Origin of the sequence: Mycolicibacterium sp. 624, assembly GCF_040548615.1 — a bacterium.
In the GTDB taxonomy this organism is placed as follows: Bacteria; Actinomycetota; Actinomycetes; order Mycobacteriales; family Mycobacteriaceae; genus Mycobacterium.
Genome location: NZ_JBEPRZ010000001.1, coordinates 239,063 through 254,934, shown reverse-complemented (window position 1 = coordinate 254,934; position 15,872 = coordinate 239,063). Strand labels below are relative to the sequence as shown.

The following is a 15,872-nucleotide window of genomic DNA, read 5'->3' as shown; positions in this document are numbered from 1 at the left end:
TGCCACCGGGCGCGCAATCTGTACCGCCCGGGCGCCAACTTCGACGCACACTATTGCACGGGTCCTTGACATGGGAGGCGTTGCCTTGAGAGGTTCGGCGATGCCCATGCGATGGCGGCCGATGCGAGGGTAAGTTGATCGCCGCAACGTGTGATGCCGGACCAGGTGCCGGGTGACCTGGGAGGATTTTTCTTGCGCATCGGCGAAATTACAATTGGCGCGCTTCATGAGTGGTCGATGAATGCGGGCGCGGTGACGTCGTGGCATCCGACCGAGGCGGCGAAGGAGAAGGCTCGCCGAGCAGAGGTCAGCTCGGTGCCAGTCAGCTATATGCAGAGCCAACACCTGCGCAACTACTGCGACCGCACGGAAGCGGGACTGAACTTCTCCCGGCAGATCATCGCCAGCTGTGAGGTGGCCGGGCAGTGCGATATCGAGGCCATGGATCACGCCGTCAACGCGTATCTGCGTCGACATGACACCTTCCGGAGTTGGTTCGAACGCACCGATGACGGCGATTTCACCCGCCGTGCCCTCGACGATCCGGCCGACATCGAGTTCGTGCCCGTCGATCAGGGTCATATGACGGCCGATGAGATCCGTGCACACGCCGTGGCTATACCGAATCCGTTGGAATGGGGTTGTTTCACTTTCGGGATCATCCAGAACGAGAACCACTTCACGTTCTTCGCCGCCATGGATCACGTGCACGGGGACGCGACGCTGATCGGCACGACGATGATGGAAGCCAACGGGATGTACTCGGCGCTGAGCGCGGGCGGTGAGGCTCTCACGCTGCCCGATGCCGGTAGCTTCGACGACTTCTGTATCCGAGAGGGCGAGTACACGTCGGCGTTGACGGAGGACTCACCGGGTGTGCGCAGGTGGATCGAATTCGCCGAGAACAACGGGGATGGCTTTCCGGAGTTTCCGCTCCCGCTCGGCAACCCGAACGATTCGACCAGCAGTGACATGACGTCGTACGTTCTGATGGACGCGGCGCAGACGGAACGCTTCGAAGCGGCCTGCTCGGATGCAGGCGCGCGCTTCGTCGGGGGGTTGTTCGCGTGCCTGGGCCTGGTGGAACACGAGTTCACCGGTGCTCTCACCTACTACGGACTCACGCCAAGGGATTCCCGGACAGCCGGCGACAATTTCATGACGCAGGGTTGGTTCACAGGTCTGATCCCTATCGTCGTCCCGGTTGCGGCGACCTCCTTCAGCGAAGCCGCAGCGGCGGCGCAGGCGTGCTTCGACTCGAGCCTGGACATGGTCAGGGTGCCGTATTACCGCGTGTTGGAGTTGGCGCCGTGGTTGAACTGGCCGCAGCCGAACTTTCCGGTGTCGAACTTCCTGCACGGTGGGGCCGCGCCGCTGAACGCCATCCTCGCGGCGGGCGCCATGGGGCTCGCGAACAACATCGGGATCTACCCTGATGGTCGGTTCTCGTATCAGCTGACCATCTACATATTCCGGTACGGGGAGGGCACGGTCATGGCGATCATGCATCCCGACAACCCGGTGGCCAAGAAGTCGGCCACTCGCTACATGGAGGCGATGAGTTCCGTCGCCGTGCGGGTCGCTGACAGCGGGCACTGGGGACGCGTCGCATAGCTTGGAGCGAATGGATGGCAAGGGCTTTTCCGCACAGTGCAGGTGCTGTGCGAGTGTGAGGGCGATATGCGACGGCTAGCCGATCTGGTGGTGCGGTGGCCCCTAGCGGTGATAGGGGTCTGGATCGCGATGGCGATCGCCCTCCCGCTGGCGTTCCCGTCGCTGGGCGAGATGGCCGCAAAGCATCCGCTCGTCATCCTGCCCGCGGACGCGCCGTCGAGTGTCACCGCGCTGAAGATGAAGGAGGCGTTCCAGGAGCCGGGTTCGGACAATCTCCTCGTCATCGCCCTCATCAACGAAACAGGGCTCAGGCCCGCCGACGAGGCGACCTACCGCAAGCTGGTGGACGCGATACGCGACGACGACAGGGATGTCGTGTCGGTGCAGGACTTCGTCAGCACGCCGCAGCTGCGGACGTTCCTGACGAGCGACGACAAGACGACCTGGGTGTTGCCGGTCAGCCTCGAGGGTGAGTTGGGCACGCCGCGTGCCTATGAGTCCTTCAACCGCGTCGCCGACATCGTCAAGCACAACAGCCCGACGAGCGACGGCGCACTCACCGTCCACGTCACCGGTCCCGCGGCCACGGTCGCCGACCTCACCGTCGCGGGTGAGAAGGATCGGCTGCCGATCGAGCTGGCGATCGCCGTCCTAGTCCTGCTCGTACTGCTGCTGGTCTACCGCAGCGCGGTCACGATGCTGCTGCCGTTGATGACGATCGGGTCGTCCCTGGTGATCGCGCAGGCGCTCGTAGCGGGCTACTCCCAACTCACGGGCTCAGGTGTGTCGAATCAGTCCATCGTCTTCCTGAGCGCGATCATGGCGGGCGCCGGAACCGACTACGCGGTGTTCCTCATCAGCCGCTATCACGACTACGTGCGATCGGGCGCGGATTCCGAACGGGCCATCAAGTCGGCAATGATCTCGGTCGGAAAGGTGATCACCGCCTCTGCCGCCACGGTGGGTCTCACATTCCTGTGTCTGAGCTTCGCCCAGATGGGAGTGTTCCAAACCGTCGGCGTGTCATCGGCGATCGGGATCGGCGTCGCCTATCTCGCCGGTGTGACCCTGCTGCCCGCGATTCTGGTGCTCGCGGGCCCGCGCGGCTGGGTCAAACCGCGGCGCGAGCTGACCGCTCGGTTCTGGCGGCGATCCGGGATTCGCATCGTGCGCCGGCCGGTGCCACATCTGGTGGCAAGCGCGCTCGTGTTGGGCATTCTGGCCGGCCTCGCGACCTTCGCGCACTTCAACTACGACGACCGCAAGGTGGTGGCGTCGTCGGCGCCTAGTTCGGTCGGCTACGCCGCACTGGATCGACACTTCCCGATCAGTCAGGCCATTCCGGAGTACATCCTCGTGCAGTCACCGCGCGATCTGCGCTCACCGCAGGCCCTCGCGGATCTGGAGCAGATGGCCTCACGCGTCGCTCAACTGCCGAACGTCGGCTTGGTCAGCGGCATCACTCGGCCCGTGGGTGAGGTCCCGCAGGAGTTCAGGGCCACATTTCAGGCTGGCATCGTGGGTGACCGGCTGGCCAGTGGCTCGGCCGAGATCGACCAGCGCACCGGCGACCTCAACCGGCTGGCGGACGGCGCCAACACACTGGCCAAAAGCCTCAGTGACGTACGCGCCCAGGTCAATCAGATGGCGCCCAGCATTCAAGGTCTGCTCGACGCGGCCTCCTCCATGAAGACCGAGCAGGGCGGCGACAAGCTGGTGCGAGACGTGGAGGCCGCCGCCAGGCTCGTGCAGGCCGCCAACCGGCTCGGCAACGCCATGGGCATCAACTTCGCCACGGTTCGAGACATGTTCGCCTGGATCGGCCCGGTCCTGGTGGCGCTGCAGGGCAACCCGGTCTGCAACGCCGATCCCTCGTGCAGCGACACGCGCAATCAGTTCGAGCGGCTCGCCGCGGCGCGGGACGCCGGAGCCCTGGACGAGATCAACGCCGCCGCGAAGCAGTTGTCGAGTTCCGGCGACAAGGAGACGCTGTCGGCGACGGTGAACAAGCTCAACGGTGCGATGGCGAGCATCTCGAAGGCGGCGAAGGCCGCCGGGCTCGACGGCCCCGGCGGCCCTCAGAGCAGCCTGACTCAGCTGCAACAGGGCGCCAACCGCCTGGCAGGTGGCAGCCGAGAGGTGGCGGGCGGAGTCGATCAGCTCGTCGAGCAGGTCAAGGTGATGGCCGACGGACTCAACCAGGCGTCGGGTTTCCTGCTGAACATGAGAAGCCAGGCGGCGGACCCGTCGATGGCGGGGTTCAATATTCCGCCAGAAGTGCTTGGTCTTGCCGATTTCAAGAAGGCATCCGCGGCATATATTTCGCCAGACGGGCATTCGGTGCGGTACCTGGTGCAAACCAAACTGAGCCCGTTCAGCTCAGAGGCGATGGATCAGGTCAACGAAATCGGTGACGTAGCGCGGGGAGCCCAGCCGAACACCACGCTGTCCGATGCCACGATATCGATGGGCGGCTTCCCCGCCGCGCTGCGGGACACGCGTGACTATTACGAGAAGGACATCCGATTCATCATCGCGGCGACACTCATCGTTGTCCTGCTGACGTTGACGGTGGTACTGCGATCGTTGATCGCGCCGCTCTATCTCGTCGGCTCCGTGGTGATCTCATACTTCGCGGCAATCGGCGTCGGCGTTCTGATGTTCCAATTCATCCTCGGCCAGCAGCTTCATTGGAGCGTGCCGCCATTGGCATTCGTGGTGCTCGTCGCGGTGGGCTCCGACTACAACATGCTCTTCGCATCGCGAATGCGCGACGAGTCCGCGCGCAGCGTGCGCTACGGCGTCATCCGTACCCTGAGTTCCACGGGCGGCGTCATCACCGCGGCCGGCCTGATCTTCGCCGCCTCGATGGCCGGTCTCATGTTCTCCAGCATCGGCCTCGTGATCCAGAGCGGTTTCGTGATCGGTGTTGGCATTTTGCTGGACACCTTCGTGGTGCGGACCATCATGGTGCCGGCGATCGCGACACTGGTCGGCCGAGCAAACTGGTGGCCCTCACGTGTGGGGCCGGGGGAGTCGACGTCGCGGGCGTCGGCCACCGCGCAGGGATGAGCACACCCAAGTGATGTATGTGACACTGAGACCGGAGCGGAGGGGTCATGGGCTCCGATGAAGCCGCCCTTCCACGGCGCAGGTTGATGAGACTCCGCGCCGACAGATTCGACGAGTGAGTGCGGATATAGCAATGACATCTACTGCTCGGTCATCTGTCCTGTCCATGCTGCATGGGCGGGCCAGTATGCGACCCGATGACGTGGCGATGACCTTCACCGATTACACGCACGACCCGGCGGGTGTCGTCGAGAGCCTCACCTGGTCGCAGCTGTCTCGTCGGACGATGAATGTCGCGCGCGAACTCAGCCACCACGCGACGGTCGGTGACAGAGCGGTGATTCTGGCGCCGCAGAGCCTGGACTACGTCACGGCGTTCCTGGGCTCGATGCAGGCAGGCCTGATCGCGGTTCCGCTCCCGTTGCCGCACCGCGGCTCGGCTCACGATCGTGTCAGCAGCGTCTTCGAAGACACGTCGCCAGCTGTCGTGCTGACGACGTCTGCCGTCGCCGGAGATGTCGGCGACTACGTCGACCAGTCACGTCTGGACGCCGCACCGAAGTTCGTCGAGATCGATTCGCTCCCACCGGAGAGCATCGGGCCGGACGGACCGGGCCCTGCGCAGGCTGAGCTGCCGAGCGTCGCGTACCTGCAGTACAGCTCGGGATCCACGCGTCTGCCGACCGGTGTCATGATCTCGCATCAGAACCTCCAGTCGAATTTCGAGCAGATCATGCGCACCTTCTTCGCGGGTGTGCAGCTCAAATCCCCGTCAGATGTCACGTTCGTGTCGTGGTTGCCCTTCTATCACGACATGGGTTTGGTGCTGGGCATCTGTGCGCCCATCCTGAGCGGCCATCCCGTCGCGTTGACGAGCCCGATGGCGTTCTTGGAGCGGCCGGCCAGATGGATGCGAGCGTTGGCGGAGAACCCACACGCGTTCTCCGCGGCACCCAATTTCGCCTTTGACCTGGCTGCCCGCAAAACCACCGACAAGGATCTTGCCGGGCTCGACCTCGGCGGGGTGCGTGGGATCATCAACGGCGCCGAACGTGTCGAGCCCGTCACCTTGGAACGCTTCGCAGATCGGTTTGCTCACTTCAATTTTCGGGACCACATGCTGCGCCCCTCCTACGGCTTGGCGGAGGCTGTGGTCTTCCTGGCCGCGAGTACCTGGAGTGAGTCCTCGCCGTCGGTTCGCTTCGATGTCGACGAACTGGGTGCAGGCCGTGTTCGGCCGCCCGCAGCAGGCAAGGGCACCGCGCTGATCAAGTACGAACTGCCGGCGTCACCCCTGTTGCGGATCGTGGACGTCGATACGAACCGGCAGTGCGCGCACGACGTGGTGGGTGAGATCTGGGCGCATGGTGAGAACGTCTCGGCCGGCTACTGGAGTCGGACACCGGAGGAGCAGCAGTGCTTCGGCGCCACGCTTGTCGACCCCTCGCCCGGCACACCTGACGGGCCCTGGCTGCGCACGGGTGATCTCGGCTTCATCCACGACGGCGAGTTGTTCATTGTCGGTCGCATCAAGGACATGCTCATCGTTCGCGGGCGCAATCACTATCCCGAGGACATCGAGGCGACGGTCCAGGGGATAACAGGCGGTCGCGTCGCGGCGCTGGCGGTTCCGGTGAACAGCACTGAAGAGCTGGTCACGGTCATCGAACTCAAGAAGCGCACCGACCACAACGGTGACGCCATGCACTGGCTCAGCGAGGTCAAGAGTGACATCACCTCCGCGATTTCCAATGCGCACGGCCTGAATATCGGCGACGTCGTTCTCGTATCGCCGGGGTCGATTCCCACCACGACGAGCGGCAAAATCCGGCGTGCCGCGTGTGCCGAGCAGTACCAGCAGCAACAGTTTGCTCGGCTGGACGCCTAGTAGGCTTTGAGGTCAGGACAGATGCGTCGAGCAAGGGGAGTGTGAATGCGGAGACTCGTGGCATCGGTCACCGCGTTGGTAACCGTCGGCGCCGCAGGATGTTTCGGTGCCGGCAGCGCTGTGGCCGATGATCCGCCGGCCCCGCCGCCACCGAACCCCTCGGCCAATGGGACGCCTCCACCGCTGGGGACGCCGGGCCGGGCGTACGCGCTCGGTGGTGCACACGTGCTGGGCATTCCCTACGACCAGTACATCATCGACACCGGCAAGTACTGGTTCCCCGAGAACCAGCCACAGAAGCAGATCGTCCGCTATCCCGCCGGTCAGGTGCAGGGGCACACGCTCGAACGCCTCTTTCCTGGTATCGGCGCCGTCGGGGAGCAGATCCTGCCGGGGCTGGGCCTCGACGGTCCCAGCGTCGGCGAGTCCGTCGACGAGGGCGCACCGCAGACCATCGAGACGATCAAGGCCGGCGGACCCGGCACCGTGATGGGCCTCTCCGAGGGCGCGATGGTGCTCAACGAGGTGCAGACGCGGCTCGCGTACGACCCGGCCGCGCCGCCACCGGATCAGTTGAGCTTCGCGATGTTCGGCGACCCGATCGGCAAGCACGCGTTCGGCGAGGGCTTCCTGAGCCAGATGTTCCCCGTCGGCGCTGTCGTGCCGTCGCTCGACTACCGCATCCCGGCCCCGGTCGAAAGCCAGTACGACACCTATCAATTCATCTCGCCCTACGACAGCATCGCCGACTGGCCGGACCAGGCGGACAACAGCTGGATGAGCGTCGTCAACGCGGTGGTGGGTCTCGCGACCGGCCACACCGCGGTCGCGTTCACCGACCCCAGCAACGTGCCCGCCCGGAACATCCGCACGACGGTCAATTCCAAGGGCGCGAAGACGACGACGTACATGATCCCCGAGCAGCATCTACCGATCGTGATGGGATTCAAGTATCTCGGCGTCGACGAGGCCACGCTGAACAAGCTCGACGCGGTGCTGCTGCCCATGGTGGACGCGGGCTACTCACGCAACAGCGATCCGGCGACGGCGCCGATCACGGTGGACCCGGTGAACGGTTACGACCCGGCGGAGGTCACCGCACCGTCCACGGATGCCTCGTTCGGGGGCAGCGGCGGCACCGATCCGATCTCGCAGCTGCTCTCCGGGGCGCAGTACGTGCTGAACAACCCGCCGGCACCCAAGTAGCCGCTACAGCCCGGCGAACCCCACGCCGACCAACACGACCCCGATCACGGCCAGTAGGGCTGCGACCCCGAGCCGGCCCCGCAGCCGTAGCCAGTCGTTGAGTGCCAACAGCGCAGCGCGGGTGCGCTCCGGTGCCACCAGGTAGCAGAGCAACGGGATCTCCACCAGCCCGAACGCCACGACGTTGAATGCCATCAAGGCGCCGAACTGAGTGGTGGCCGCGGCGCCGGAGGCGACGATGAGTGCCAGCGCGGCGACATAGTCGATCGACGGCAGTGCGATGCCGAGGCCCGCGACCCCGGCCGCCCACAGCGAGCGGCCATTGAGCAGTGGTCGGGTGCGGGTCGCGAGCGCTCCGAATCGTCGCGCGACGAGGCCTGGTGATCCGTCGGCGCGCTTGCCTCCCAGCAGGCCGGTGGCCACCAACGCCGCATTGGCCAGCACCACCGCGCCAACCACGATCTGCACCCTCGGCAGAGTGAAATGCGCAGACCCCAGGGCGGGCCGCAGAACGAACAGCACGATCACGCCCACCGCGGTGCCCATCGCGAAACCGCCAGCGAGGAAGGCGAGTAGCTGCAGGCCCGGTCGCGGCCGGTTGATCATCAGGACCGTCATACCGATCCGGAACGGCTCCAGACTGACCGCAACGGCCATCACCAGGAGCGGGATCCACATGATGGCGTCACGTTACCGGGCTTGCATTCACGGCGATCCAGACCCTGGCCGACGCCGCGCTGCCCGGCAATGATGGACCGGTGACTTCCGTGCGTACGAACCTGCCGGTCGTCGACCTCCGGGCCGAGCCCGCAGAGCTGCGTACCGGCCTCCGGACGGTCGCCCACGACATCGGGTTCTTCCACCTGACGGGCCACGGCGTGCCCGCCGAGTTGTCCGAGCGGGTGCTGGCGGCGGCGCGCGGGCTGTTCGCGCTGCCGCAGGCCGCCAAGGACGCGGTCGCGATGGTCAACAGCCCGCACTTTCGTGGGTACACGCGCATGGGCGGGGAGTTCACCGGCGGCGTGGTGGACTGGCGCGAGCAGATCGACATCGGGCCCGAGCGGGTGAGCTTGAGCGATACCGCCGAGACCTATCTGCGGTTGCAGGGCCCCAACCAGTGGCCGGCCGGGCTGCCCGAGCTGCGCGACGTCATCGCCGAATGGGACGCCGCGCTGGCCAGCATCGGACGAAAGCTGTTGCAGCATCTAGCGGCGTCGTTGGGCAGCCCCGAGGGTGTGTTCGACGAGGCGTTCGCTGACACTCCGGCCACGCTGATCAAGATCGTGCGTTACCCGGCCCAGGCGCGGACCCCGCAGGGCGTCGGTGCGCACCGTGACGCCGGCGTGCTGACGCTGCTGCTCGCCGAGCCGGGAAGTCGGGGTCTGCAGGTGCGCAGGGCCGAGGCGAGCGAAGCGACGGGGGATGGATCCGGCGAGTGGATCGACGTGGACCCACTGCCCGGTGCGTTCATCGTGAACATCGGCGAGATGCTCGAGATCGCCAGCGGCGGGTACCTACGTGCCACCGAGCATCGGGTGACCCTGAGCGCCCGCGAGCGGATCTCGGTGCCCTACTTCTTCAATCCACGCCTCGACGCGCAGCTCCCCGTATTGCGGTTGCCCACCGATCTCGCGGCCGACGCCCGCGGTGTCACGGCTGATCCGTCGAACGAGAGGATCTTCTCGGTCTACGGGCAAAACGCATGGAAGAGCAGACTGCGCGCACACCCCGATGTGGCCGCCGCGCACGGCTACGGATCCTCTGTGTGAAGATGGAGTTGCTATGAGCAGCACTGATCTCAGTCCAGCCTCCCTACGCGAGGCCTTCGGTCACTTTCCCACCGGCGTGATCGCGATCGCCGCGGAGGTCGACGGCACCCTCGTCGGGCTTGCGGCCAGCACGTTCGTCCCGGTGTCGCTTGATCCGCCGCTGGTGTCGTTCTGTGTGCAGAACTCATCGACGACGTGGCCCAAGCTCAAGGATCTCCCGGTGCTGGGCATCAGCGTGCTGGGCGAGGCCCATGATCAGGTGGCCAAGGGGCTCGCGGCCAAGACGGGCGATCGCTTCGCCGGCCTGGAGACCAAGTCCACCGACGGTGGTGCGGTGTTCATTCACGGGACCAGCGTGTGGCTGGAGAGCGCCATCGAACAGCAGGTCCTGGCGGGCGATCACACCATTGTCGTCCTGCGGGTGCACGAGATCACCGTGCACGACGACGTCGCACCCATCGTGTTCCACCGCAGCGCGTTCCGCCGCCTCGGCGCCTAGCTGCGGGCGCTAGGGCTTGGCGCTGAGTGCCTCGCGGTAGCCCTGGATGCGGCCCTCGATCTCCGCTGCGTCGTCGGGTCGGCCCTCTTTGCGGGCCAGCTCCGCGCGAGTGGTGAGTTCGCGGATGGCGGTGCGAATATCGTTGACGCTCTTAGTTTCTCCGTAGCTCATGAGGTTGACCTCCCTCGTTGATCGGCTAGCTTCCTCGAGCGTACGCGCCTTGGGTACCCGCTACGGGGCCAATGAGACGTGGCGACGGGAATCTCGAGGATTCTCGCCGCCACGTCGCGTAGCAGGTATTTGGAACGTCTCCGGTTACCGCCGGAACAGTTTGTTGCCCAACCACACGACCGGGTCGTACTTGCGGCCGGCGACGCGCTCCTTCATCGGGATGAGGGCGTTATCGGTGATCTTGATGTGCTCGGGGCAGACCTCGGTACAGCACTTGGTGATGTTGCAGTAGCCCAGCCCGAACTCGTCCTGGGCCATGTCCTTGCGGTCGACGACGTCGAGCGGATGCATGTCCAGCTCGGCGATGCGCATGTGGAAGCGCGGCCCGGCGAAGTTCTCCTTGTTCTCCTCGTGATCACGAACCACGTGGCAGACGTTCTGGCACAGGAAGCACTCGATGCACTTGCGAAACTCCTGGCTGCGCTCAACGTCCTCCTGCTGCATCCGGTAGTCGCCCGGCTGCAGATCCTTCGGCGGGGTGAACGACGGGATCTGACGGGCCTTCTCGTAGTTGAACGACACGTCGGTGACGAGGTCGCGCATCACGGGGAAGGTGCGCAGCGGGGTGACCGTGACGGTCTCGTCGGGATCGAACGTCGACATCCGGGTCATGCACAGCAGCTTCGGTTTGCCGTTGATCTCCGCCGAGCACGAGCCGCACTTGCCTGCCTTGCAGTTCCAGCGGACCGCGAGGTCGTTGGCCTGGGTGGCCTGCAGCCGGTGGATGATGTCGAGCACCACCTCGCCGTCGTTGACCTCGACGGTGTAGTCCTTCAGCTCGCCGCCGTCGTCGTCTCCGCGCCAGACCCGCAGACGTGCGTTGTAGGCAGCCATGTCAGGCCTTCCGTTCGGGGTGCTCGGTCAGTTCGTCATCGGTGTAGTACTTCTCGAGTTCGGAGAGTTCGAAGCACTCGAGCAGGTCGGGCCGCATCTGTGCCTGCCGCTCGGGGACGACGGTGACTCTCGGGACCATCGCCTCGCTGGTGGCGACCTCGGTGGTCTTGCAGACCAGCAGCGTGTTGCGCCAGTTCGCATCCATATCGGGATGATCGTCGCGGGTGTGCCCGCCGCGGCTCTCGGTGCGCTGCAGCGCTGCCTTGGCGACGCACTCGCTGACCAGCAGCATGTTGCGCATATCGATCGCCAGGTGCCAGCCCGGGTTGTACACCCGGCCACCCTCGACGGCGACGTTCTGCAGGCGGCCCCTGAGCTCGTCGAGCTTTACCAGCGCCTCCTCGATCTCGTCTTCCTTGCGGATGATGCCGACGAGGTCGTTCATCGACTGTTGGAGTTCGGCGTGCAGGGTGTACGGGTTCTCGGGATTCTCGTGTGCCTCATACGGCGCCAACGCCATCTTGGTGGCCTCGTCGACGGCGTCCTGCGGCGGCTTGGGCCGTTCGGCCAGCGCCCGTACGTAATCGGAGGCGCCGAGGCCGGCGCGACGGCCGAACACCAGCAGGTCGGACAGCGAGTTGCCGCCCAGTCGGTTGGAGCCGTGCATGCCGCCGGAGCACTCACCGGCCGCGAACAGGCCCGGGGTCGCAGCGCCGCCGGTGTCGGGATCGACCTCGATACCGCCCATCACGTAGTGACAGGTCGGGCCGACCTCCATCTCGTCCTTGGTGATGTCGACCTCGGCCAGCTCGATGAACTGGTGGTACATCGAGGGCAGGCGGCGCTTGATCTCCTCGGTGGGCATCCGCGAGGCGATGTCGAGGTAGACGCCGCCGTGCGGGGTGCCGCGCCCCGCCTTGACCTCCGCGACGATGGCCCTGGCGACCTCGTCGCGGGGCAGCAGGTCAGGTGTGCGGCGCGCCGAGTCGTTGTCCTTGAGCCACTGGTCGGCCTCTTCCTCGGTCTCGGCATACTGCCCCTTGAACACCGCGGGGATGTAGTCGAACATGAATCGCTTGCCCTCGGAGTTCTTCAGCACTCCGCCGTCGCCGCGCACACCCTCGGTGACGAGAATGCCCTTGACCGACAGCGGCCAGACCATCCCGGTGGGGTGGAACTGGATGAACTCCATGTTGATCAGGTTGGACCCGGCCCTCAAAGCAAGGGCGTGGCCGTCGCCGGTGTACTCCCACGAGTTCGACGACACCTTGAACGACTTGCCGATGCCGCCGGTCGCGAGGACTACGGCCGGGGCCTCGAACAGGATGAAGTTGCCGGTCTCGCGCCAGTAGCCGAAGGCGCCCGCGATCCTGTCGCCGTCCTTGATCAGGTCGGTGATGGAGCACTCGTGGAAGACCTTGATCCGCGCCTCGTAGTCGCCGAGTTCCTTCTTGTCCTCCTGCTGCAGCGAGACGATCTTCTGCTGCAGGGTGCGGATGATCTCCAGCCCGGTGCGGTCACCGACGTGCGCAAGCCGAGGGTAGGTGTGCCCGCCGAAGTTGCGCTGGCTGATTTTGCCGTCCTTGGTGCGGTCGAACAGCGCGCCGTAGGACTCCAGCTCCCACACCCGGTCGGGGGCCTCCTGTGCGTGCAGTTCGGCCATCCGCCAGTTGTTCAGGAACTTGCCGCCGCGCATGGTGTCACCGAAGTGCACCTGCCAGGAATCCTTGGTGTTGACGTTGCGCATCGCCGCCGCGCAGCCACCCTCGGCCATCACAGTGTGGGCCTTGCCGAACAGCGACTTGGTCACCACGGCGACGCGTAGACCGCGTTCCCTGGCCTCGATCACTGCGCGCAGTCCAGCCCCGCCGGCTCCGATCACGACAACGTCGTATTCGTGCCGTTCGAGTTCAGCCATCTACGTTCAACCTCGCTAGTTCGTGAATAGAGCTGTTAGGCAAGAAGAATCAGCCGATGAATCGCAGGTCGCTTATCGTCCCGCTGGCCACCAGCATGATGTAGAAGTCGGTGAGCATCAGCGTGCCGAGCGTTATCCAGGCGTACTGCTTGTGCCGGGTGTTGAGCTTGCTGACCTGACCCCACATCCAGTACCGGATGGGGTGCTTGGAGAAGTGCTTGAGCCGGCCGCCGACAACGTGGCGGCAGGAGTGGCACGACAGCGTGTAGACCCACAACATCGTCACGTTGACGACGAGGATCACGTTGCCGAGGCCGAAGCCGAACCCGGTGGGCGAGTGGAATGCCACGATCGCGTCGTAGGTGTTGATCGCGGAGATGGCGGCGGCGATGTAGAAGAAGTAGCGGTGCGTGTTCTGGATGATCAGCGGCAACCGCGTCTCGCCGGTGTACTTCGCGTGCGGTTCGGCCACGGCGCAGGCGGTGGGCGACTGCCACACCGACCGGTAGTAGGCCCCGCGGTAGTAGTAGCAGGTCAGCCGGAACAGGAGCAGGAACGGCAGTGAGGCGGCCGCGTATGGCAGCCACCACACGTCGGGCAGGATCTGCGGCCAGAATCCGCTCGCCTCAGGCGTGCAGCCCTTGCTGATGCACGGGGAGTAGAACGGCGTGAGGTAGTGGTACTCGGCCACGAAGTAGTTGTTCTGGAGGAATGCCCGCACCGTCGCATAGATGACGAACGCGGCGAAGCCGAGGTCGACGATCAGCGGCGAGCGCCACCAATTGTCGGTACGCAGCGTGCGCTGGCTGATCTGCGCTCGCGTCGGGGAGAAGACACCTGTGCCGGGGCGGTCGGCGGTGGGTGCGCTCACGGATATTTCCTCACTTCGGTCGTAATGGTGCGACGGTGGTGCGACGCGCGGCAGCGCCGTGGATCAGTTGACCCACGGCGGCACCAACTCACCGCACTCCGCCGAGGCCCTCGTCGTCGACGTCCTGCCAGAAGTCGCTGGCGTACTGGGTGTCTGGGATGCCGATCTTCTCCCCGACGTGGTGGTGCAGGCTTCCGCCGCGGTTGAATTCCAGTTCCTCGGCATCGATGTCGAGACGGTCGATGTCATTGAGGATGCGTTCGGCGTCGTTGACGATGCGCCGCATCTCGGGGGTGTCCCCGTAGCGTGAGGCCAGCGAGGTCACACAACGCCGTAAGCCACCGATCAGTTCGTGTAGCTGGGCGAGTTCAGTAGTAGTGGACAACGAGTCGACCTCCTTGGGCTGAAGGGTGTCACGAATCACATTACGACAGACGATGCTAGCCACATCACCGGATCGACGTGACGCGGGTCACGTTCTCAACAGGAGGTTGGAGAGTTGTCCAAGCAGGATCTTCAGAAAAGCGCCGTCGCACTGCTCGCCTTGCACGTGCCCGGCACACCGGTGGTGCTCCCGACGGTCTGGGACGCGTGGTCGGCCAAGCTCGCGGTCGACGCGGGATTTGCTGCGCTGACCGTCGGCAGCCATCCCGTCGCGGAGTCCGTCGGCAAGCCCGACGGTGAGGGCATGTCGTTCGACGAGCTGACCGCGCGCGTCGCGCAGATCACCGGCGCCGTTGACGTGCCGATCTCGGTGGACATCGAATCGGGCTACGGCGAGACGCCGCAGCGGATCATCGACGGTCTGCTGTCGGTGGGCGCGGTCGGGTTCAACATCGAGGACACGGTGCACAAGGAGGGCAAGCGAATCCGCACCGCCGAGGAGCACGCCGCGCTGGTGGGTGAATTGCGCAGGGCCGCTGATGATGCCGACGTGCACGTGGTGATCAATGCCCGAACCGACCTGTTCCTCCGGCAGGACGGTGACGAGGCGGATCGCTTCGAGCGCGCGGTGTCTCGGCTCAAGCTGTGCGCCGACGCGGGTGCCGACAGCCTGTACCCCGTGGGTCGACACGATCCGGACACGTTGCGCCGCCTGACATCCGAGCTGCCGCTGCCGGTCAACGCCATCGCGCTACCGGATCAGGACGACCCGGCATCGTTCGGCCCGCTGGGCGTCGGTCGGATCAGCTTCGGACCGTTCCTGCAAGGCGCCCTCTCGGCCCGGGCGGGTGAGCTCCTCGCGCGATGGCGGTAGCGAGACAACGAGATCTCAGGCAGCCGGGCCCGGTTGGTCGATGAAGGTGAGATCGGGCAGCGGCTGCTGGCAGAGGCGACTGGCTTCGTCGGCGGGCATGCCAAGCAGGGTGAGAACGTTCTGCGTCACCGTGTCCGCGGCCTGGGAGTCGTCGCGATCCGGTTCGTCGTGGAGTAGTTGACCCAGCCCGAGCAGCGCCCCTCCGACCATGGCAAGGGCCAGGCTGACATCCGCGACGTGGAATCGACCGGCCTCGACGGCGGCGCTGATATCGCGCCGTGCCCGCGGTGCCAGACCTCTGTCCGAGGACAGAAGGGACAGTCCAGTCGACAGCAGTACCCGACTTTCCTGGGGGCGTCGACGGAACATCCGCCCTGTCAAGCGGAAGCTGCACGAAAACGCCTCGGCTGGGTCGTCGAGCGACTTGGTGTAGGCGTCCAGTAGATCCGCGTGCACGTCGAGCGCGTCGGTGAGGGCCGCGTCGAACAGCTCTTCCTTGCTGTCGAAGTGGTTGTAGAACGATCCCATCCCGACGTCGGCGGCCTGGGTGATCTCGAGAACCGGCGCGTTGAGCTTGCCGGCCGCGATGAAGGATTGCGCCGCGGCGATCAGCGCCGCCCGGGTCCGCTGTTTGCGCCGAGCCAATCGGTTCGGCTGATCGCCATGCCGCTCAGGCGGCTGCGTCGTCATCGCGATGGTGCCCCTTCGCCGC

14 protein-coding genes are annotated in these 15,872 nt (G+C 65.5%); 7 read left to right on the top strand and 7 right to left on the bottom strand.

Annotation, left to right across the window (positions count from 1 at the left end; genetic code table 11):
- The first annotated feature begins 192 nt into the window (after nucleotides 1–192).
- From ABIA65_RS01165 to pe, 4 genes are all read left to right on the top strand, one after another.
- On the top strand, nucleotides 193–1,614 hold the full coding sequence (locus ABIA65_RS01165) for a condensation domain-containing protein (protein ID WP_241401669.1): 1,422 nt from the start codon (nucleotides 193–195) through the stop codon (nucleotides 1,612–1,614).
- A gap of 66 nt (nucleotides 1,615–1,680) precedes the next feature.
- On the top strand, nucleotides 1,681–4,686 hold the full coding sequence (locus ABIA65_RS01160) for an MMPL/RND family transporter (protein ID WP_354522347.1): 3,006 nt from the start codon (nucleotides 1,681–1,683) through the stop codon (nucleotides 4,684–4,686).
- 133 nt (nucleotides 4,687–4,819) lie between these two features.
- On the top strand, nucleotides 4,820–6,574 hold the full coding sequence (locus ABIA65_RS01155; RefSeq protein ID WP_354522346.1) for an AMP-binding protein: 1,755 nt from the start codon (nucleotides 4,820–4,822) through the stop codon (nucleotides 6,572–6,574).
- Between the two features lie 45 nt (nucleotides 6,575–6,619).
- Entirely contained in the window at nucleotides 6,620–7,780 is a 1,161-nt protein-coding gene (pe, locus tag ABIA65_RS01150; protein WP_241401666.1) for an acyltransferase PE, read from the top strand.
- A gap of 3 nt (nucleotides 7,781–7,783) precedes the next feature.
- Here pe and ABIA65_RS01145 read toward each other — a convergent pair whose 3' ends face one another.
- Nucleotides 7,784–8,458: a GAP family protein gene (locus ABIA65_RS01145; RefSeq protein ID WP_241401665.1), complete on the bottom strand. Its 675-nt coding sequence runs from the start codon at nucleotides 8,456–8,458 to the stop codon at nucleotides 7,784–7,786.
- Between the two features lie 59 nt (nucleotides 8,459–8,517).
- Between ABIA65_RS01145 and ABIA65_RS01140 the strand changes: the two genes are divergently transcribed.
- Nucleotides 8,518–9,549 carry an isopenicillin N synthase family dioxygenase gene (locus ABIA65_RS01140; protein WP_502919530.1) on the top strand — a complete coding sequence of 344 codons (1,032 nt, stop codon included), beginning with the start codon at nucleotides 8,518–8,520 and terminating at the stop codon, nucleotides 9,547–9,549.
- Between the two features lie 13 nt (nucleotides 9,550–9,562).
- Nucleotides 9,563–10,048, top strand: coding sequence for a flavin reductase family protein (locus tag ABIA65_RS01135; RefSeq protein ID WP_241401663.1), 486 nt, complete (start codon nucleotides 9,563–9,565; stop codon nucleotides 10,046–10,048).
- Nucleotides 10,049–10,057: 9 nt separating this feature from the next.
- Here the strand turns inward: ABIA65_RS01135 and ABIA65_RS01130 are convergent, their stop codons facing one another.
- From ABIA65_RS01130 to ABIA65_RS01110, 5 genes are all read right to left on the bottom strand, one after another.
- Nucleotides 10,058–10,219: a hypothetical protein gene (locus ABIA65_RS01130; protein ID WP_241401662.1), complete on the bottom strand. Its 162-nt coding sequence runs from the start codon at nucleotides 10,217–10,219 to the stop codon at nucleotides 10,058–10,060.
- A 144-nt stretch (nucleotides 10,220–10,363) separates the two neighbouring features.
- On the bottom strand, nucleotides 10,364–11,113 hold the full coding sequence (locus ABIA65_RS01125) for a succinate dehydrogenase/fumarate reductase iron-sulfur subunit (RefSeq protein ID WP_354522344.1): 750 nt from the start codon (nucleotides 11,111–11,113) through the stop codon (nucleotides 10,364–10,366).
- Between the two features lies 1 nt (nucleotide 11,114).
- Nucleotides 11,115–13,031, bottom strand: a complete 1,917-nt coding sequence (locus ABIA65_RS01120) for a fumarate reductase/succinate dehydrogenase flavoprotein subunit (RefSeq protein WP_241401660.1) — start codon at nucleotides 13,029–13,031, stop codon at nucleotides 11,115–11,117.
- A gap of 49 nt (nucleotides 13,032–13,080) precedes the next feature.
- Nucleotides 13,081–13,902, bottom strand: a complete 822-nt coding sequence (gene sdhC / locus ABIA65_RS01115) for a succinate dehydrogenase subunit SdhC (RefSeq protein ID WP_241401659.1) — start codon at nucleotides 13,900–13,902, stop codon at nucleotides 13,081–13,083.
- An 88-nt stretch (nucleotides 13,903–13,990) separates the two neighbouring features.
- Nucleotides 13,991–14,287 (bottom strand): Rv0250c family protein, encoded by a 297-nt coding sequence (locus ABIA65_RS01110; RefSeq protein ID WP_241405896.1) that lies wholly within the window; start codon nucleotides 14,285–14,287, stop codon nucleotides 13,991–13,993.
- A 114-nt stretch (nucleotides 14,288–14,401) separates the two neighbouring features.
- Here ABIA65_RS01110 and ABIA65_RS01105 point away from each other — a divergent pair, with 114 nt between their 5' ends.
- On the top strand, nucleotides 14,402–15,160 hold the full coding sequence (locus tag ABIA65_RS01105) for an isocitrate lyase/PEP mutase family protein (protein ID WP_354522343.1): 759 nt from the start codon (nucleotides 14,402–14,404) through the stop codon (nucleotides 15,158–15,160).
- Nucleotides 15,161–15,175: 15 nt separating this feature from the next.
- On the opposite strand, the gene ABIA65_RS01100 is transcribed toward ABIA65_RS01105, so the two are convergent.
- Nucleotides 15,176–15,850: a TetR/AcrR family transcriptional regulator gene (locus ABIA65_RS01100; RefSeq protein WP_354522342.1), complete on the bottom strand. Its 675-nt coding sequence runs from the start codon at nucleotides 15,848–15,850 to the stop codon at nucleotides 15,176–15,178.
- Nucleotides 15,851–15,872 lie beyond the last annotated feature (22 nt).